Raw genomic sequence first — 17,816 nt, forward strand, 5'->3', positions numbered from 1 at the left:
AGATCATCGCCAGTCAACCAAAATGTGAAATCGGGGAGAGGATGGAATGAAACGGACGTTGCTGACCATCCTGCTTGCTTTCAGTTTGGCGCTGACCACCACCCCTTTGCCCGAAGGCTGGGTTTCGGCTGAGAGCAAGGTGGAAAAGGCGAAAAAAGAATTGAAGGAGATTCGCGAGAAGAAAAAGGACGTCCAAGAGGAACTTAAGGATGTGAAAAAGGACGTCGATGAGCAAAAAAAGAAATTGAACAAGCTGGAAAAGGATCTGCACGGCATTGAGAAGGATATCAACAAGATCGAAAAAAATATGAAGACATTGGAGGCGCAGCTCGGCAAGCGGGAGGAGCTCTTTAAAAACCGGATTCGCCGGATGTACCAGCGGGGGGAAATGGGGTACATGACGGCGCTTCTCGAGGCCGATTCCTTCCGGGAGTTCCTCGACAAGTTCGAGGCCCTGCGCCTCCTGGTGAAACAGGATCACACGGTGCTGGAGGGCTATTTCAGAACCAAGAGAAAATACGAGAACGAGAAGCGGGAACTGACGGAGAAGCAGGCGGAACAGAAAGAGAAGCGCGACGATATGAAAAAAGAATACGACAAGCTGGTCAAGACGATGAAGAAGCATCAAAAGGAACTGGCCAAGCTGGAGCACGATGAGGAGCTGAAGGAAGCGGAGATCCAACGCATCACGTACCTCACCTCCAATACGGGCAACTTCGCCTACGGCGGGGGTCCCTTCGTATGGCCCGCCAACAGCCGGAGGATCAACTCCCCCTACGGGCCTCGCGGCGGCAGAAATCACTACGGGATTGACATCGATGGAAACCTGGGCGATCCGATCTACGCCGCTGCTTCCGGAGTCGTCAAGGAAAACGGCCCCGCCAGCGGCTACGGCTGGGTTATTGTCATCGATCACGGCAGCGGCCTGACCACCGTTTACGGCCACATGTACAGCAACACCGTCCTGGTGTCGACCGGCCAGCGCGTCAGCAAGGGACAACGCATCGCCTCCATCGGAAACAACGGACGATCCACCGGTCCCCATCTGCATTTCGAAGTGCGAAAAAACGGCAGCCCGCAAAATCCGATGAACTATTACTGATGCCGATTGTACGGGGATACCCGGTGCTTTGTGCAGGGGTGAAGGCATGATGAAACCGCAAACCGACTTTGGGGAGAGAAGCATGAAGCAGGTTTTCACGCTGTTCCTTGTCCTTTGTCTCACGCTTTCGACGGTGGGCCTGGCGCACGCCAACGAAAAGGACAAAGTGAAACAAGAACTGGAAAAAATTCAGGACGATAAAAGCGCCATCAAGAAGGATCTGGATCAGCTGGACGAGGAGATGAAGAAAAATCGGGACACGATCCGAGCCGCGGAAAAGGAAATGATCAAGATCGACAAAGAAGTGGCCGAGATCGAAAAGAAAATGGAAGGAATAAAGAAGGAGGAGGAACATTACAAGAAGCTCTTCAAAACGCGGATTCGCAAGCTGTACCAGCAGGGCGAAGTCGGTTACATGGTCTCCCTGCTGGAATCCGAATCCTTCGGGCAATTTCTCGCCCGCTTCGAATCGATCCGGCTGATCGCCAAACGGGACCACAGCCTGTTCTACAACTATGTGCGCCTGCGCGAGGAAAAGGAAAAGCAGAAGAAGGAACTGCTGAAACTCCGCAAGGAACAGGAAAAAATTACGGCCAAGGCGGAAAAGGCCTATAAGGAAATGCTCGAAGACGCAAAGAAGAAGAAAGGGAAGCTCTCCGAGCTGGAAAACCTGGAGATGATCAAAGAGGCGGAGATTCGGCGCATCAACTTGAAGCTGATCCAAAGCAACCAGTTGTCTTTCCCCTATGAGGGCGGACCCATGTCATGGCCGTCGGCCAGCAAACGGGTGACTTCCACTTTCGGGATGAGGTCCCATCCGGTGAGCGGAGGATACCGGATGCACTCCGGCATCGACATCGGCGGAAGCTACAACACCCCCATCTACGCCGCCGCCTCCGGCGTAGTGGTGGAAAGCCGTACGAGCGTGGGTTACGGTTGGCTCATCGTTATCTATCACGGAAACAAGGACGGTACTCCCCTGTACACCTGGTATGCCCACAGCTATCCGAATCAGGTGCGCGTCCGGCCGGGGGACGAGGTGAAGCGCGGACAACATATCTCCGGGATCGGGAGCAACGGCATGTCCACGGGAAATCACCTGCATTTCGAAGTGCGGATCGGCAGGAATGGACAAGCGGTCAACCCGATGTCGTATCTCAAATAAAAATGTTTTGCGGGGATTGTTTACGGGGCCGATTCCGGCCTTTTCCTTTTTTGGTTCCCTTGTGTTCGAATTGCCGTTTTGCTAGAGTGTTTCTATAAGGATGGCGCCCCTGGCTTCACGTTGCCAAGAGGACGGAACGCAACGGGCATTCCTTTCACCTTTCCGGTTCTTGTCTGATGGAATCAATAGTATACTGGAATTACAAGGGGATTGACGGCGTTTTAGGATGTTTCGGGGAATTTGAGGGCGTTTCGTACCGAGGAATCCGGAAATCCAGCCGGGCGATGCTTCCGTGCACCCCATTCCGACGAAACAAGCGATCCGTTATGGGATGTTCCCCTATCTCCAACCGTAACAGGCGGTTTAAAGGGTGGTGTTTTCATGTATATCCGCGGTCGCACAGCGGCGATATTGATCGTCTTTTCCGTGCTGTGCAGCAGCTTGCTCACGGCTGCGGCGTTCGGTGCAAGTGAGTCGATCGCATCGATCCTTCCCGGAAGCGTTCCGGCCTCAAATAGTGGGGACGGTCTGGAGGACGGCCTGCAGAAGCTGCAACGGGCTTACAGGATGATCAAGCAGGAATACATCCGGGATGTGAATGACCAGAAATTGATCGACGGGGCGATCAGCGGGATGGTGGAGGCCCTGGACGATCCCTATTCCGTCTACATGGATCAGGAGACGGCAAAACAGTTTCACTCCACCCTCGAGTCTTCCTTTGAAGGGATCGGGGCGGAGGTGACGATGAAAAACGGACGAGTCACCATCGTGTCCCCCTTCAAAGGATCTCCGGCCGAAAAGGCGGGCCTCCGTCCGGAGGACCAGGTGATCAAAGTGAACGGCGTCAGCCTGGAGGGGATGACCCTCAATGAAGCGGTGATGAAGATCCGCGGTCCCAAGGGAACGAAGGCGAAGCTGGAAGTGGTCCGGCCGGGCCATTCGGAAATTCTGCACATCACGGTGACCAGGGATGAGATTCCGATTGAGACCGTCGATGCGCAGATGCTGAAGGGCGGCATCGGAAAAATAGAGATCAGCCAGTTTGCGGAGGATACGGCCAAGGACTTTGCCGATGCCCTGGAGAAGTTGGAAGGGCAGGGGATGAAAGGGCTGGTCATCGACCTGCGGGGCAATCCCGGCGGCTTGTTGCCGGCGGTGTTGGAAATCGCCGAAGATCTGGTCCCCGGCGAGAAACCCATCATGTTCACCGAGGACAAACGGGGACAGCGGGTGGAGTACAAGTCGAAGCTCAAGGAGCCGAAGCCCTATCCCATCGTCGTGTTGATCGACAAGGGAAGCGCCAGCGCTTCGGAGATTCTGGCCGCTGCCCTGAAGGAGTCGGGGGGATACACCCTCGTCGGCCAGACCACCTTCGGGAAAGGAACGGTGCAGACCGCCAAGGACTTCGACGACGGCAGCAATCTGAAGCTGACGATGGCGAAATGGCTCACGCCGAAGGGCATCTGGATCGACCAAAAAGGGGGAACGAAGGGGATCAAACCCGATGTGACCGCCAAACCCCCGGCCTACGCCCGAGCCACTCCGCCGATGCCGGATAAGCCCCTGAAGCGGGACATGGCATCGACCGAAGTGCGGAATCTGCAGCTGATACTGGACGGCATGGGCTATCCTCCGGGCCGAACCGACGGTTATTTCAGCGAACAGACGGAACTGGCCGTCAAGGCGTTCCAGAAAACCCGCAAACTCCCGGTGTCTGGGCAAGTGGATCAAAAAACCGCGCTGAAGCTGCAGGAAGAGTTTCTGAAACTGTTGCGCGACCCCGAGAGCGACATTCAGCTCCAGGTGGCCATCGATGTGCTGAAGAAACAAATGAAGTGATTTTGCGAACCGGAAAAAACCCCCCACACCCTGATGGGTGCGGGGGGTTTATCCATGTGCGGATCCGTTCACCGCTGTATTCCGATTCGCTTCAATTGCTCCTTCAGGGACCAGTTTTCGGGCTTGCACGCCGGATCGAACCACTTCGCTCCTTCCGCCAGCCATTTTTTTCGGTAGTCCGAAAAGCTGTCCCCCTGGCTTTGGTCGTCATACCCGAATTCAAAGCCGCAACAGCTGCAGATCTCATGGGAGGGATTTCCCTTTGCGTCGTAGGGGGGGGCCTCCAACCCGTCATAACCGCATACGGGACAGAGGTGAGACATGATGTCGCCTCCTTACTGCCTGCGGAAATAATCGATGCCGTCCTTCGGCTTGAAAAAGGTGCGAATGATGCCGTCCTCGCTCAACACCGCAAATTCGTTGGTTTTCTGATTGTAGAACAGCCGGTCGCCGTTGGAGCGCCGCTTCACCAGGATGTCGCCTCCCGGTTCGGAGGTGACCAGTTCCTGGGCCCGGCGCAGGTATTTCTTCTTGGATATTTTTCCAAATTCTTTCTGCCGGATTACGTGCTTGACGTAATGATCGTCCAGATGCTTTTTGCTGGCGAATTGGGGTTTTTCGTCGACGGCCGGGACGGAACAGGCCGCAAGCAGCAATATCAGAGCGAGAAAGGATGCAAACCACCGAAGGTGCCGGATGTTCATAACCGATCCTCTCCTGTGCTTGCTATGATCGTATCAGACGGGAATTGCCGCCGGGCGATCCGGGGTTCGTCCCGCGTTCAGCCGAAGAGAACGACGAGGAAACCCACGATGAAGCAGTAGATGTAAAACACCTTGAGATTGCCGTGCCTCATCACGTTCATGAACCATTTCAGGGCAAAATAGCTGGCGACAAAGGTGGCGATGAAGGCGATGGTGTAGAGCAGGAGCGTATTCGCATCCGTGACCGCATGAAGAATGTCATCCCCCTCCAGCACGATGCCTCCCAGACTGACGGGGATGTACAGCATGAAGGAATAGCGGAGGGCCGTTTCCTGGTTCATCCCCCGCAGCATGCCGGCCACGATCGTGGCTCCGGAACGGCTGATGCCCGGGATCAGAGCGAGGGCCTGCGCGAAGCCGACGATGAGGGCGTCGCCCAACCGCAGATCTCCGTCCATTTTCCGACCCTTCAGGTTGCGGATCACCCACAGAGCGAATCCCGTGATGATCAGGGTGATCCCGACGACGGTCACACCGGTCAGCCAGGATTCGATCAGATCGTTGAACAGTAGGCCGAGCACCGCCGCGGGGATCGTACCCAGCACGATGTACAGGACGAACCGGGCTTCCCCTTCATCGGCGGGGTCCCTCTCTTTGAGATAGCGGAGGGTTCGGGTGGCGAGACGGTGCAAATCCTGCCGGTAGATCACCAGAACGGCCAACAGGGAAGCGAAATTGACCAGAACGGCGAAAGCCAATTGTTTGTGCCCCTCGACGGCGACGCCCAGGAAGTGCTGGGCGAGTATCAGGTGTCCGCTCGAAGAGACGGGGATGGGTTCGGTGAAACCTTGCAACAATCCGAGATACAAAAACTTGAGGATTTCCATCCAAAACTCCACGGTATCCCCTCCAACGTTTCATGGGTTTGCATGCTGTGTCCGGTGCGGTTTGCATACCGGGTTTGCCAGGGCACATCCGGGAAAAACCTTTTCCGCATCAATCCTGAACGACACCGATGCCGCCGTCGGACCCCGCCTCTTTGAGATAACGGAAGTCGGGGGCGGCGGGATTCAGCGCATGTTGAAGCGTTTTTTCGAGGGCGGGAGGGGGAGCGCGGCGCGAAATCCGCGCGACTGCATGTCCCTCACCGGCCTGATCTGGATGTTACAAGAATAACACCGATGTGATAGAATGTTAATAACATATATGCACATATGTTCATATATAAAAGGAGGAGCGAGCAAGTGGCACCTCAAGAGCAGGTCGCTCTGTCTCCGGAAACGGTGGAGGAAGTCTCGAAGCTGTTCAAAGCCTTGGCCGATCCGACGCGGATTCGGATTCTCTATTTGCTGTCCCAGGGGGAATGCTCGGTGACCCGGGTGGCGGAAATGCTGGATTTGTCCCAGTCCGCCGTTTCCCATCAATTGTCCTTGTTGCGAACTTTGCGGCTCGTGAAATACCGCCGGGAGGGGCACACCTTTTATTACTCCTGCGATGATGATCACGTCATCCATATGCTGCTCCAGACCATCCGGCACGTCCAGCACGACTAGGGATGCCGCCGACGGACAGGGGGAGCAGCCGGCGCCCTGACCGGGCCCTTCCGCGTCCCCTCCGGCCGGCACCGTTTCACCATCTTTGAAGGAGGTCCATCATGCATCATCACCATCATCACGGGCACGGTCACCCTGAGGCCCATCACCAGCGGGAGAAGAACAAAAAGGGATTGACCATCGCCCTGAGCATCACCGTGGCCATCATGCTCCTGGAATTTTTCGGGGGATTGATCACCAACAGCCTGGCGTTGCTGTCGGATGCGGGCCACATGCTGAGCGACGCCGGATCCCTTGCGCTGAGCCTGGCGGCCATGTGGTTTGCCCTCAAACCCCCATCACCCCGAAAAACGTACGGTTTTTACCGTTTTGAGATTCTCGCCGCCCTTTTCAACGGAGTGACGCTGTTCATCATCGCCGGCTTCATCGTTTGGGAGGCTGTCGAGCGATTGGTGGAACCGCCCCGGGTGGCCGGCGGTACGATGGTGGCCATCGCCGCCGTCGGGCTTTTGGCCAATCTGGCCAGTGCCTGGTTCCTCTTGCACAAGGGGGATGTTCAGGGGAATGTGAACCTCCGGAGCGCATACCTCCATGTGATCGGGGATGCACTGGGATCCGCGGGGGCGATTGTCGGTGGGCTCGTGATGCTTCTGTTTTCCTGGTATTGGGCGGACCCCCTCATCAGCGTCCTGGTGGCGTTGCTGATTCTGAAAAGCGCATGGGGCGTCCTCAACCAGGCCACGCATATCCTGATGGAGGGGACCCCTGCCGCGATCGATCACGAAGAAGTGGGACGGACCCTTCAATCCATCCCGGGGGTACGGGATGTGCACGATTTGCACATCTGGACGATCACTTCCGGGCTGGACTCGCTGAGTTGCCACCTGCTGGTTGAAGACGATTGCGATTGCCAGAGGATCCTTCAGGAAGCGATCCGCCGGATCGAGGAGAAGTTCCAGATCCGGCACACGACGATTCAGGTGGAGAAGTCCCAGCTTCAGCACGCGGAGATGGAGGTGTGAGGGAGAACGCAGGACGTCTCCGCAAAAGAATTGACAAGCCACCGGGATTCGGAGGCGGGAGTCGATTTTCCTTTCCCGGCCGCAATGAGTCTCGGCGCAGTTGCTCCCAGTCGATCCGCCTCCGAGGGGGCTTCTTTTTTGATTCTTGGAAGTGTTGAAGGGGGAGAAAAGGGAAAAAATGGGGTTGAAAATTGTTTTTCCGGAACGAGTGTTCCCGTCCCTTTCTGTGATATAATGGATGGGATGATAATTTCGAGGTGATCGGGGATGGAGCAGCGCTTTCGTCTGGTGTCCGAATTTGAGCCCCGGGGAGATCAGCCCAAAGCGATTGAGGAGCTCGCCCGCGGGGTGCTCGACGGGAAACGGTACCAGACACTCCTGGGGGCGACGGGAACCGGGAAGACCTTCACCATCGCGCACACGATCGCCCGCGTCAACAAGCCGACCCTGGTGATCGCCCACAACAAGACGCTGGCGGCCCAGCTGTGCGGAGAGTTGAAGGAATTTTTCCCCCACAACGCGGTGGAGTATTTTGTCAGCTACTACGACTATTATCAGCCGGAAGCCTATGTCCCGCAGACGGATACTTACATCGAGAAGGATGCGTCGATCAACGACGAGATCGACAAGCTGCGCCACTCGGCGACCAGCGCTTTGTTCGAGCGGCGGGATGTGATCATCGTCGCCAGCGTGTCCTGCATCTACGGCTTGGGTTCGCCGGAGGAATACCGGGATCAGGTGCTGTCCCTCCGGGTCGGAATGGAACGGGAGCGGAACGAGATCCTGCGCAAACTGGTGGACATCCAGTACACCCGCAACGACATCAACTTTGTCCGGGGAACGTTTCGCGTCCGCGGGGATGTTTTGGAGATCTTCCCCGTCTCCCGGAGCGAGCAGGCGGTCCGGGTGGAGTTTTTCGGCGATGAAATCGAGCGGATCCGGGAGATCGACGTGTTGACGGGAGAGATCATCGGGGATCGGGAACACGTCGCCATCTTTCCCGCCTCCCACTATGTCACCGCTTCCGACGTGATGGCCCGCGCTCTTCGGGACATCGAAGCGGAGCTGGAGGCGCGGCTGAAGGAACTGCGCGATCAGGGCAAGCTGCTGGAGGCGCAGCGTCTGGAGCAGCGGACCCGCTACGACATGGAGATGATGCGGGAGATGGGGTTCTGCTCCGGAATCGAGAACTATTCCCGCCATCTGGTGGGCAAAAAACCGGGAGAACCCCCCTACACCCTGCTGGATTATTTCCCCGATGATTACCTGATGATCATCGACGAGTCCCACGTGACCGTCCCGCAGCTTCACGCGATGTACAACGGGGACCGATCCCGGAAGGAAGTGCTGGTGGAGCACGGCTTCCGCCTGCCCTCGGCCCTGGACAACCGTCCTTTGCGCTTCGAGGAGTTCGAGGAGCGGATCAACCAGGTCATCTTCGTTTCCGCCACTCCCGGGCCCTATGAGTTGGAGAAGGCGCCGGATGTGGTGGAGCAGATCATCCGGCCGACGGGGCTGTTGGATCCCAAGGTGCACGTCCGGCCGACCAAGGGCCAGATCGACGATCTGATCGGCGAAATTCGCAAACGCGTCCAGCGGGACGAACGGGTCCTGATCACCACCCTGACCAAGAAGATGGCGGAGGATCTGACCGATTACCTCAAGGAGATGGAGATCCGCGTCCGTTACCTCCATTCGGACATCAAGACCATCGAGCGGATGCAGATTCTGCGGGATCTCCGGTTGGGCGAATTTGACGTGCTCGTCGGGATCAACCTCCTCCGGGAAGGGTTGGACTTGCCGGAAGTGTCCCTGGTGGCCATTTTGGATGCGGACAAGGAAGGATTTCTCCGGGCCGAGCGCTCCCTCATCCAGACCATCGGCCGGGCCGCCCGCAACGCCAATGGCGAGGTGATCATGTATGCGGACACGATCACCGATTCGATGCGCAAAGCCATCGACGAGACGGAGCGGCGGCGCCGGATCCAGCGGGAGTACAACGAAAAGCACGGCATTACGCCGCAGACCGTCCGCAAGGCGGTGCGCGAGGTGATCGAGGCCACCAAAGTCGCGGAGGAGAAGGCCCCCTACGGAAAAGCTCTGGATGTGCGCAGCATGGGCAAAAAGGAACGCCGAAACCTGATCAGCCAACTCGAAAAGGAAATGAAGGAAGCGGCACGGAAACTGGAGTTCGAGCGGGCCGCCGAGCTCCGGGACATGATTATCGAGCTGAAGGCGGAAGGAGCTTGAACCGATGGCACAGGAAAACATCGTCATTCGCGGCGCGAGGGTGCACAATCTGAAAGGGATCGACGTCACCATCCCCCGGGACAAGTTGGTCGTTCTGACGGGCTTGTCCGGATCCGGCAAGTCGTCGCTGGCCTTCGACACCATCTACGCCGAGGGGCAGCGCCGCTATGTGGAGTCCCTCTCCGCCTACGCCCGTCAGTTTCTCGGCCAAATGGACAAACCGGACGTGGATGCGATCGAAGGGCTATCGCCGGCCATCTCCATCGATCAGAAAACCACCTCCCGCAATCCCCGCTCCACCGTGGGAACCGTCACGGAGATTTACGACTATCTCCGGCTGTTGTTCGCACGGATCGGCCGTCCGGTCTGTCCGGAACACGGCATCGAGATCAGCGCCCAAACCCTGCAGCAGATGGTGGACCGCGTCATGGAGCTGCCCGAGCGGACGCGGATTCAGATTCTCGCTCCGGTGGTGAAGGGACGCAAGGGGGAGCATGTCAAACTGCTCAAGGAGATCGCCCGGGAGGGATTTGTCCGCGTCCGGGTCGACGGGGAGATGCGGGAGCTCACCGAGGAGATCCGCCTGGAAAAGAACAAAAAGCACACCATCGAAGTGGTGGTCGACCGGATCGTGGTGAAGCCGGGCATCGAAACCCGCCTGGCGGACTCCCTGGAGACGGCGGTCAACCTGACCGGAGGCCAGGTGCTGGTCGACGTGGTGGACGGGGAGGAGCTCCTGTTCAGCCAAAATCTGGCCTGTCCCGAGTGCGGCTACAGCCTCGACGAGCTTTCCCCGCGGATGTTTTCCTTCAACAGCCCCTACGGCGCCTGTCCCGCCTGCGACGGTTTGGGAAGCCGGATGGAGGTGGACCCCGAACTGGTGGTTCCCGACAAGGGAAAAACCCTCCGGGAAGGGGCGATTGAACCCTGGTCCGGCTCCCCCGGCAGCTATTACGAGCAGTTGCTGGAGGCGGTCTGCGATCATTTCGGCATCGATCGGGACACGCCCTTCGCCGATTTGTCCGAGGAGAGCCGGAGGCTGCTCCTGTACGGAGCGCCGGATCGGATTCCCTTTGAGTACGAGAGCGATTTCGGCGGCCGGCGGAAAACTTCCGTCCGCTACGAGGGCGTGGTGCCCAACTTGACGCGCCGGTACCGGGAGACCAGCTCCGATCATGTGCGGGAGATGATCGAGTCCTACATGACGGAGAAGCCCTGTCAAACCTGTCGCGGCGCCCGGCTGCGCCGGGAAAGCCTCCATGTCTATGTGGGCGGGAAGAACATCGATTACGTCACCCGGTTGTCGGTGCGGGATGCGATGGCCTTTTTCGACGGGCTGAAGCTGACCGAGAAGGAGGAAGCCATCGCCCGGCAGGTGTTGAAGGAGATCAAAAACCGCCTCGGATTTCTGGTCAACGTGGGTTTGGACTATCTCACCCTCCACCGGGCGGCGGGCACGCTGTCGGGGGGAGAGGCGCAGCGCATCCGCCTGGCGACGCAGATCGGTTCCAGCCTGATGGGGGTGCTGTACATCCTGGACGAGCCGAGCATCGGGCTCCATCAGAGGGACAACAACCGGCTGATCCGCACCCTGGAGCAGATGCGGGACCTGGGGAACACCCTGATCGTGGTGGAGCACGACGAGGATACGATGCTGGCTGCCGACTACATCATCGATATCGGACCGGGGGCCGGCGCCCACGGAGGCCGGGTGGTAGCCGCCGGCACTCCCAAGGAAGTGATGGCCAACCCGGACTCCCTCACCGGCCAGTATCTGAGCGGGAAAAAATTCATCCCCCTGCCGGAGGAGCGGCGCCGGCCGAACCACAAGTGGCTGGAGGTGCGCGGAGCCCGGGAGAACAATCTGAAGAACATCGACGTGCGCATTCCGCTGGGATTGTTCGTCTGCGTCACCGGGGTGTCCGGCTCGGGGAAGAGTACCCTGGTCAACGAAGTGCTCCTCAAGGCTCTGGCGCGCCGGCTGAACAAGGCGAAGGGGATTCCCGGCGATCATGACGAAATTGTGGGGATTGAACACCTGGACAAGGTGATCAACATCGACCAATCGCCCATCGGCCGCACGCCCCGGTCCAATCCGGCCACCTACACCGGCGTCTTCGACGACATTCGGGAGGTGTTCTCCTCCACCCCCGAAGCCAAGGTGCGCGGGTACAAGAAGGGGCGCTTCAGCTTCAACGTGAAGGGCGGGCGCTGTGAAGCCTGCCGCGGCGACGGGATCATCAAGATCGAGATGCATTTCCTCCCCGATGTCTACGTGCCCTGCGAGGTGTGCAAGGGCAAGCGCTACAACCGGGAGACCCTGGAGATCAAGTACAAGGGGAAAAACGTCTCCGACGTGTTGGAGATGACGGTGGAGGAGGCCCTCGACTTTTTCAAAAACATCCCCCGCATCAAGCGGAAACTGCAAACCCTCTACGATGTGGGCCTCGGCTACATGAAACTGGGACAACCGGCCACCACCCTGTCCGGCGGGGAGGCCCAGCGGGTGAAACTGGCATCGGAGCTCTACAAGCGGAGCAACGGTCGCACCCTCTACATCCTGGACGAACCGACCACCGGCCTGCACATCGACGACATCGCCCGCCTGCTGGATGTGTTGCAGCAGCTGGTGGAAAACGGCGACACGGTCCTGGTGATCGAACACAATCTGGACGTGATCAAGACCGCCGATTACATCATCGATCTCGGTCCGGAGGGGGGAGACGCCGGCGGCACCATCGTCGCGGAGGGGACGCCGGAGGAAGTCGTCGGAGTGCAAGCTTCCCACACGGGACGCTTTCTCGGCCCGATCCTGAAACGGGACCGGGAGCGGATGGAGCGGCAAATCCGAGAGTTGGAGGAACAGTTGGCCTCGTCGTCCTGACGGACGGCGGGGCTGTGATTTTTTGCCCCAGGTCGAAGAAGACGACAATGAGGTTGTTGACAAACCCGGCGGACATTGAATTTGCGGCGGTGGCCGATGACGGTAAAAACTCTTGAAATGCATGACGGACGCATTTGTCAGGTATCCGGCGTCGTCCGCTTGAGGTTTTTTGAGAATGGTTCTTATCAAATAGACCCTTTTTACACAAAAACGGACTCAACTGATGATGAGATGAGTGGATAAACACAATTGGCAAAATGTAAAATAATGCTGCTTAATAAGGGAATGTAAAAACACGAACCGGTTGGTAGTCCGGTTGCATCGGAAACGGAGATTTCCGGTGTCAGTAACCTTCCCCCCTCGGGATGTCCATCATTCCCTTTTTGAATGTACAAGAGGGGGAACGAAGGAAATGAAACTGACTGTTTTTTTCAATGGCCAGTTTTGGGTGGGAGTCATCGAGCAATGGGACGGGGACCGACTGAAAGCGGCTCAATATGTTTTTGGCAGAGAACCCAAAGATAACGAAGTGTTGCTCTTCGTCCAAAGAAACATGCTTCGGTTGATCGCTGAATCCAGGGAACACGTTTCTGCTCGCCGCAGGGAGAAAAAGGTGAATCCCAAGCGACTGGCACGGCAAGCGGCGAAAGAAATGAAACAAAAAGGCGTTTCCACTTACGCGCAAATGGCGATAAAGCACGAGTATGAAAGGCGCAAACAAGAGCGCAGGAAGTCGGCAAAGGCGAGAAAAGAAGCGCTCGCCGCGAAAAGGCGGGAGTTGAAAGTGAAAAAGAGAAAGGAAAAACATCGCGGCAGATAGAGTAGAGAGGGGGCGGCTACCCCCCTATGGTCAGTTATGCACGATACAGGAGGCTTATGCGGGTAACTGAGAAACGAATCCTTGCTGCTGAGGTTCAAAACGACAAAAAAATATAATGACTACCCCCGTTCCTTTTTCAAAGAAAAGGCCGGGGGTTTGACTTCAATCTCAGTGTCCGTACAGGACACTTTTTTGCTCCCTGCAAGGGGCGGATAATCTGAACCCGCTTTGTTTCCGGCATGGATACCGTTCAAAATTCCCTCACTTCTTGATATCAAGCTGACGGCGGCAGATCATTCCCAATTCGGATCACGGCCATCGGTACCGCCGGCCGGGCGACCGGATCGCTTGGGGACAGAATCCCGGGAATGCAGGGTGAGCTGCCCGAGGCGCTGTCTTTCGTCCTTTTATCGAGCAGCTCAGCAAACCCAACGTAAATCCGCATTCCCTCCCACTCTTTTTTACTGTGTTGACCCCCACCGATTATGGCCGGTAGGTTTGGCTTCGGATCGTGTGCTGATCCATCCGATTCCGAACCGGCTCAAATCCGAGCCCCGGTTTCTTCGGAATCCGTATGCGGCCGTTCTCCACAATCACTTCCGGATCGATGATGTCCTGCTCCCAGTAACGGGAGGAAGCGGCGGTATCTCCGGGCAGTGTAAACCCGGGGAGGGAAGTGATCGCAATGTTGTGAGCCCGACCGATACCGGACTCCAGCATTCCCCCGCACCAGACGGGAATGCCGCGGTCGAGGCACAGGTCGTGGATTCGCCGGGCCTCGGTCAATCCGCCGACCCGACCGATCTTGATATTGATGATCTTACAACTTCCCAGTTCGATCGCCTTGCGCGCATCTTCGGCGGAGTGGATGCTCTCGTCCAGGCAGATCGGTGTGGACAGTTGTGCCTGAAGGGCGGCGTGGTCGATGATATCATCGAAGGCCAGAGGTTGTTCGATCATCATCAGGTTGTACGCGTCCAGTTCTTTCAACCGGGCCGCGTCGCCGAGCCGGTAGGCGGAGTTGGCATCGGCCATCAGGGGAATGTCGGGGAAGTGCCTGCGCACTTCCTTGATCACTTCGATATCCCAACCGGGCTTGATTTTCACTTTGATGCGACGGTAACCTTCCGCCGCGTGCCTTTCAATGAGCCGCAGCAAATCGGTGATCGTCGGCTGGATGCCGATGCTGATTCCCACTTCGATCTCCGCTTTTTCCCCTCCCAAAGCCGCCGCCAGCGCCTGCCCGCTCCGCCGCGCGTACAGATCCCACACGGCTCCTTCCAATGCGGATTTCGCCATGTTGTTCCGCCGCAGGGGGGAGAAGCGTGCCGACAGCTCCCCCGGATGGCGAACGGGCTCTTTAAACAGGATCGGGATCAAAAAGTCCTCCAGGATGTGCCAGTTGGTTTTCACCGTTTCCTCGCTGTACCAGGGGGAGGAAAAAGCGACCGACTCCCCCCATCCGCTGGTTCCGTCCGTATCGGTCACTTCGACCAGAAGAAAGTCCTTGTCGAGGAAGGAACCGAAGCTGGTGACAAACGGGGCCTTCAGACGCATGCGAAGCTGGCGCAGGGTGACGCGAGCGATCTTCATGATTTATCCCCCTTTTCTGTTTCGGCCGACGTGTCGATTCGGAGCCGCTCCCTCTGTTGCAAGACATAGTAATGCACCGGTTCCCCCGATTGGCGAAGGGTTCCTGTGGCCGCGTAACCCTTCGAAAAGAGCGCCTGAAAAATCGTCCGGGTCTTCATGCGCCAATCCCGGGCCAGAACCAGATCGCGGGATTTGATGTGCTGGAACCGGACAGGGATGGGAACCAGAAGGGAATCTGTTCCATCCGGAAAGTGTTCTGCCCCCGCCAAGGTTTGTTCCACGTTTTCCGGCAGTTGAGGCATTCCGTCCGAATTGACGGACCAATCGCACACCCGGCGATGCAAACCCATCGTCGTCGGCGGCGGGGCGGGGTTCGTCACATGGGGGCTGTCGAGCCACCATTCCACCTGAAAACGATCCGTCGGAAGGCCCCGGTTGAGCACATCGTCCATCTCTCCGTAGCAGTTTTCGACGTACGTGTTGCAGATGGCGCGCAGCGCGTTCAGGTTGAGGGAAGCGTTGACGCTTTCCAGGGGATCGTAGGTCCAGGTGATCAGCGAATAGCCCCTGGAGAGGGCCCATTCGCGTTGCGCCCATTTCATTCGCTTTCCGAGGCCCATCCCGCGGTAGGAGGGGGCGACGCCCATCATGTGCGAACAGAGGTAGGTTCGTTTGCCGTCAAAGCCGGGAAACGCGTAGCAGAAGCCGACCAGGCGGTCGCCGTCGAAGCTGCCGATCAGAATGCCGCCGTTTTTGACGGCCGTCAGCGTTTGATGAATGGGAATCGGATCCATCCCCCAGACGGTTCTCTCCAAATGCTGCACGGCTTTGAATTCGTCCGGCGAGGTGAGCCGCCGAACGGCAATGGGTCGCGTCATGGATGTCCCTCCTCATGACGGGCAAAGGTGAGTTGTACCGCCCGAGACAAGATGTCGATCCCGTTGAGGAGCGCACCGCGATCAAAGGTCATTTGCGGGTGGTGCAATCCCGGGCGCAAACCGCAACCGAGACCCAACATCGTGGCTTTCAGCCGGGGGTTTTTCAGGGGGTAAAAGTGAAAGTCCTCCCCTCCGGGCGTCACGATCGGTTCCGCCAGCCGCTCGGGGCCGAGCGCATCCCGGATCGCTCGTGCCATCAGCCGTTCCGCCTCTTCGTTCCGTTCCGCCGCGGCCGTGTAGGCCGTGTCGGTGAGGCGGATTTCCACACGGTGCAAGCGCTCCAAACTTTTCGCGATGTGGTGAACGCGCGAAGTCAGTTCCATCCATGATGCGGTTGGTCTGCGCCCGCAGGTCGAGGCTGAACCTGGCCCGGCCGGGGATGATGTTTCCGCTTTCGGAACCGGCGGTGAAACGGGTCATTTTGACGGAATGGGGCACCATCGGGTCCAGGCGGATGCGGCTGAGCTCCTGAACGAAGGAAGCCCCCACTTCAATGGTGTTGATGCCGAGATGGGGACGTGCAGCATGGGCCTCGCTTCCGATGATTTCACCGGTGATAAAGCGGGCGGCTCCGTGGAGGATCGCCGGAGCGGCGGTCCCGTTTTTCAGTTCCTGTACGGGGCGCAGGTGGACGCCGTACAAGTAATCCGCGTCCCGGATGACCTGTTTCTCCACCATTCTCAGGGCCCCGGTTCCCTTCTCCTCGGCAGGCTGAAAGATGACGCGAAAAGTTCCGGGCGGATAGTACCCCATCCGTTGAAAGAGCAATATGGTGCCGAGGACCATGGTCATGTGCGCATCGTGACCGCAGGAGTGGTTGGCCTGGAAGCGGCCGTCCACTTCCTGCCACAAGGCATCCATGTCGGCCCGGAGCGCCACGACGGGCCGGCCGGAACCGATCTCCCCGACCACCCCGGTACAATCCTCAAACCGCCTTGTCCGGTATCCGTGGCGCTCCAACAGCCCCGCAACATAGGACGTTGTCCCATATTCCTGCCAGCTGATCTCCGGGTGGTTGTGCAGATGTTGAAAAATTTCCATAATTATGGGTTCCAACTTTTTCACTGCGGGATTCATGCTAAAATTCCTCCTGCACGAAAAGATCTTCCATCTGCGTGGAATCGTATGCGGCGCGCCGCCGTTCAAAGCGTTCCCGATCGCGGATGACCACGCCGCTCACCAGTGCGTTCATGAGAGAGAAAAGCATCGGTGCCGCATCGATGGTGGAAGTGGGGGAAGAATCGATGGTTAACGTCACATCGCTGACGTCGGACAGGGGGGCTACCGGCGAATCGGTCAGCCCGATTACAAAGGCCCCTTTTTGGCCGACCCTCTCGGCGATTTGGATCGTGGCTTTCGCGTATCGATGGAGGGAGATGGCGATCCATACATCCTCACTGCCCGCATCCGCCGTCATCTCCAGGATGTCATCCGTGTCCGGGCGGTACAGCCTGGTGTTTCCCCGTACCAGATTGAGTATGAAAGAGAGCCAATGGGCGGCGGCGTAAGAGGTCCGCATGCCGACCACCACCACCCGACCGGCCTCGGCGATTCTCCGGGCGGCCACATCCAAATCCTTCTCGCGGATCTGGGCGATCGCACGCTCCAGATTGGAAAGGTCTTTTCGCATCACCTGCGCGTAAAAGTGGGGCTGCGTCGCAAGATCCTGTTTGGAAGCGCGGTACTTCTCCAGGCCGCTTTTCGGCTGAATCAATCCTTGGCGGATCTGTTTCTGAAGTTCGGCGTACCCGCTGTAGTGCAAGGCGTGACAAAAGCGGATCACCGTCGTTTCGCTGACCCCCGCGGCGTTTCCGATATCGGCGGCGGAACGGACGACCAGCTCCTCCGGGTGATCCAACAAATATTTCGCCACCCTTTTCTGACCGTTGGTAAGCTGATGAAAACGGCTTCGAATCCGTTCTTCCAACATGTAATGTTCGTCCCTT

The 17,816-nt window shown here is 58.0% G+C and carries 14 protein-coding genes and 1 pseudogene; 8 read left to right on the forward strand and 7 right to left on the reverse strand.

The genetic code is table 11. From position 1 onward, the window contains the following. The first annotated feature begins 46 nt into the window (after positions 1-46). The 3 genes from CLV97_RS05315 to CLV97_RS05325 all read left to right on the forward strand — a co-directional run bounded on the left by CLV97_RS05315 (position 47) and on the right by CLV97_RS05325 (position 4,106). Positions 47-1,102, forward strand: a complete 1,056-nt coding sequence (locus CLV97_RS05315; protein WP_106344492.1) for a murein hydrolase activator EnvC family protein — start codon at positions 47-49, stop codon at positions 1,100-1,102. Positions 1,103-1,151: 49 nt separating this feature from the next. Further along, a complete protein-coding gene (locus CLV97_RS05320; protein ID WP_170070367.1) occupies positions 1,152-2,267 on the forward strand; it encodes a murein hydrolase activator EnvC family protein in 1,116 nt (371 codons plus the stop codon). A 381-nt stretch (positions 2,268-2,648) separates the two neighbouring features. Continuing rightward, positions 2,649-4,106, forward strand: a complete 1,458-nt coding sequence (locus tag CLV97_RS05325; RefSeq protein WP_211295687.1) for a S41 family peptidase — start codon at positions 2,649-2,651, stop codon at positions 4,104-4,106. A 68-nt stretch (positions 4,107-4,174) separates the two neighbouring features. Here CLV97_RS05325 and CLV97_RS05330 read toward each other — a convergent pair whose 3' ends face one another. From CLV97_RS05330 to CLV97_RS05340, 3 genes are all read right to left on the reverse strand, one after another. Further along, positions 4,175-4,429 carry a hypothetical protein gene (locus CLV97_RS05330; RefSeq protein ID WP_106344494.1) on the reverse strand — a complete coding sequence of 85 codons (255 nt, stop codon included), beginning with the start codon at positions 4,427-4,429 and terminating at the stop codon, positions 4,175-4,177. Positions 4,430-4,441: 12 nt separating this feature from the next. Beyond that, the gene (locus CLV97_RS05335; protein ID WP_211295688.1) at positions 4,442-4,810 is read right to left on the reverse strand and encodes a hypothetical protein; all 369 of its coding nucleotides are present in this window, start codon (positions 4,808-4,810) and stop codon (positions 4,442-4,444) included. A 77-nt stretch (positions 4,811-4,887) separates the two neighbouring features. After that, positions 4,888-5,709, reverse strand: a complete 822-nt coding sequence (locus CLV97_RS05340; RefSeq protein ID WP_245891382.1) for an undecaprenyl-diphosphate phosphatase — start codon at positions 5,707-5,709, stop codon at positions 4,888-4,890. Positions 5,710-6,024: 315 nt separating this feature from the next. Between CLV97_RS05340 and CLV97_RS05350 the strand changes: the two genes are divergently transcribed. From CLV97_RS05350 to CLV97_RS05370, 5 genes are all read left to right on the forward strand, one after another. After that, positions 6,025-6,363 (forward strand): ArsR/SmtB family transcription factor, encoded by a 339-nt coding sequence (locus tag CLV97_RS05350; RefSeq protein WP_106344496.1) that lies wholly within the window; start codon positions 6,025-6,027, stop codon positions 6,361-6,363. Between the two features lie 101 nt (positions 6,364-6,464). Next, a complete protein-coding gene (locus tag CLV97_RS05355; RefSeq protein WP_106344497.1) occupies positions 6,465-7,385 on the forward strand; it encodes a cation diffusion facilitator family transporter in 921 nt (306 codons plus the stop codon). A 267-nt stretch (positions 7,386-7,652) separates the two neighbouring features. Further along, positions 7,653-9,635 carry an excinuclease ABC subunit UvrB gene (gene uvrB, locus CLV97_RS05360; protein WP_106344498.1) on the forward strand — a complete coding sequence of 661 codons (1,983 nt, stop codon included), beginning with the start codon at positions 7,653-7,655 and terminating at the stop codon, positions 9,633-9,635. Positions 9,636-9,639: 4 nt separating this feature from the next. Next, entirely contained in the window at positions 9,640-12,519 is a 2,880-nt protein-coding gene (gene uvrA / locus CLV97_RS05365; RefSeq protein ID WP_106344499.1) for an excinuclease ABC subunit UvrA, read from the forward strand. A 412-nt stretch (positions 12,520-12,931) separates the two neighbouring features. Then, positions 12,932-13,339, forward strand: coding sequence for a YjdF family protein (locus tag CLV97_RS05370; protein WP_106344500.1), 408 nt, complete (start codon positions 12,932-12,934; stop codon positions 13,337-13,339). A 483-nt stretch (positions 13,340-13,822) separates the two neighbouring features. Here the strand turns inward: CLV97_RS05370 and menC are convergent, their stop codons facing one another. From menC to CLV97_RS05390, 4 genes and pseudogenes are all read right to left on the reverse strand, one after another. After that, positions 13,823-14,932 carry an o-succinylbenzoate synthase gene (gene menC / locus CLV97_RS05375; RefSeq protein ID WP_106344501.1) on the reverse strand — a complete coding sequence of 370 codons (1,110 nt, stop codon included), beginning with the start codon at positions 14,930-14,932 and terminating at the stop codon, positions 13,823-13,825. Continuing rightward, the gene (locus CLV97_RS05380; RefSeq protein WP_106344502.1) at positions 14,929-15,810 is read right to left on the reverse strand and encodes a GNAT family N-acetyltransferase; all 882 of its coding nucleotides are present in this window, start codon (positions 15,808-15,810) and stop codon (positions 14,929-14,931) included. Before CLV97_RS05380 ends, menC begins: the two co-directional genes overlap by 4 nt. Next, positions 15,807-16,947, reverse strand: a pseudogene (locus CLV97_RS05385) (M20 peptidase aminoacylase family protein). The gene CLV97_RS05380 and the pseudogene CLV97_RS05385 overlap by 4 nt, the downstream one beginning before the upstream one ends. A 1-nt stretch (position 16,948) precedes the next feature. Further along, positions 16,949-17,800 carry a MurR/RpiR family transcriptional regulator gene (locus CLV97_RS05390; RefSeq protein WP_106344503.1) on the reverse strand — a complete coding sequence of 284 codons (852 nt, stop codon included), beginning with the start codon at positions 17,798-17,800 and terminating at the stop codon, positions 16,949-16,951. Positions 17,801-17,816 lie beyond the last annotated feature (16 nt).

The sequence above is a fragment of the Planifilum fimeticola genome, assembly GCF_003001905.1.
Classification (GTDB): Bacteria; Bacillota; Bacilli; order Thermoactinomycetales; family DSM-44946; genus Planifilum; species Planifilum fimeticola.

What these genes read in the sequence shown, in the direction of transcription:
- CLV97_RS05315 (WP_106344492.1), top strand. Translation starts at nt 47, where the DNA reads ATGAAACGGACGTTGCTGACCATCCTGCTTGCTTTCAGTTTGGCGCTG.
- CLV97_RS05320 (WP_170070367.1), top strand. Translation starts at nt 1,152, where the DNA reads ATGAAACCGCAAACCGACTTTGGGGAGAGAAGCATGAAGCAGGTTTTC.
- CLV97_RS05325 (WP_211295687.1), top strand. Translation starts at nt 2,649, where the DNA reads ATGTATATCCGCGGTCGCACAGCGGCGATATTGATCGTCTTTTCCGTG.
- CLV97_RS05330 (WP_106344494.1), bottom strand. Translation starts at nt 4,429, where the DNA reads ATGTCTCACCTCTGTCCCGTATGCGGTTATGACGGGTTGGAGGCCCCC.
- CLV97_RS05335 (WP_211295688.1), bottom strand. Translation starts at nt 4,810, where the DNA reads ATGAACATCCGGCACCTTCGGTGGTTTGCATCCTTTCTCGCTCTGATA.
- CLV97_RS05350 (WP_106344496.1), top strand. Translation starts at nt 6,025, where the DNA reads ATGTTCATATATAAAAGGAGGAGCGAGCAAGTGGCACCTCAAGAGCAG.
- CLV97_RS05355 (WP_106344497.1), top strand. Translation starts at nt 6,465, where the DNA reads ATGCATCATCACCATCATCACGGGCACGGTCACCCTGAGGCCCATCAC.
- uvrB (WP_106344498.1), top strand. Translation starts at nt 7,653, where the DNA reads ATGGAGCAGCGCTTTCGTCTGGTGTCCGAATTTGAGCCCCGGGGAGAT.
- uvrA (WP_106344499.1), top strand. Translation starts at nt 9,640, where the DNA reads ATGGCACAGGAAAACATCGTCATTCGCGGCGCGAGGGTGCACAATCTG.
- CLV97_RS05370 (WP_106344500.1), top strand. Translation starts at nt 12,932, where the DNA reads ATGAAACTGACTGTTTTTTTCAATGGCCAGTTTTGGGTGGGAGTCATC.
- menC (WP_106344501.1), bottom strand. Translation starts at nt 14,932, where the DNA reads ATGAAGATCGCTCGCGTCACCCTGCGCCAGCTTCGCATGCGTCTGAAG.
- CLV97_RS05380 (WP_106344502.1), bottom strand. Translation starts at nt 15,810, where the DNA reads ATGACGCGACCCATTGCCGTTCGGCGGCTCACCTCGCCGGACGAATTC.
- CLV97_RS05390 (WP_106344503.1), bottom strand. Translation starts at nt 17,800, where the DNA reads ATGTTGGAAGAACGGATTCGAAGCCGTTTTCATCAGCTTACCAACGGT.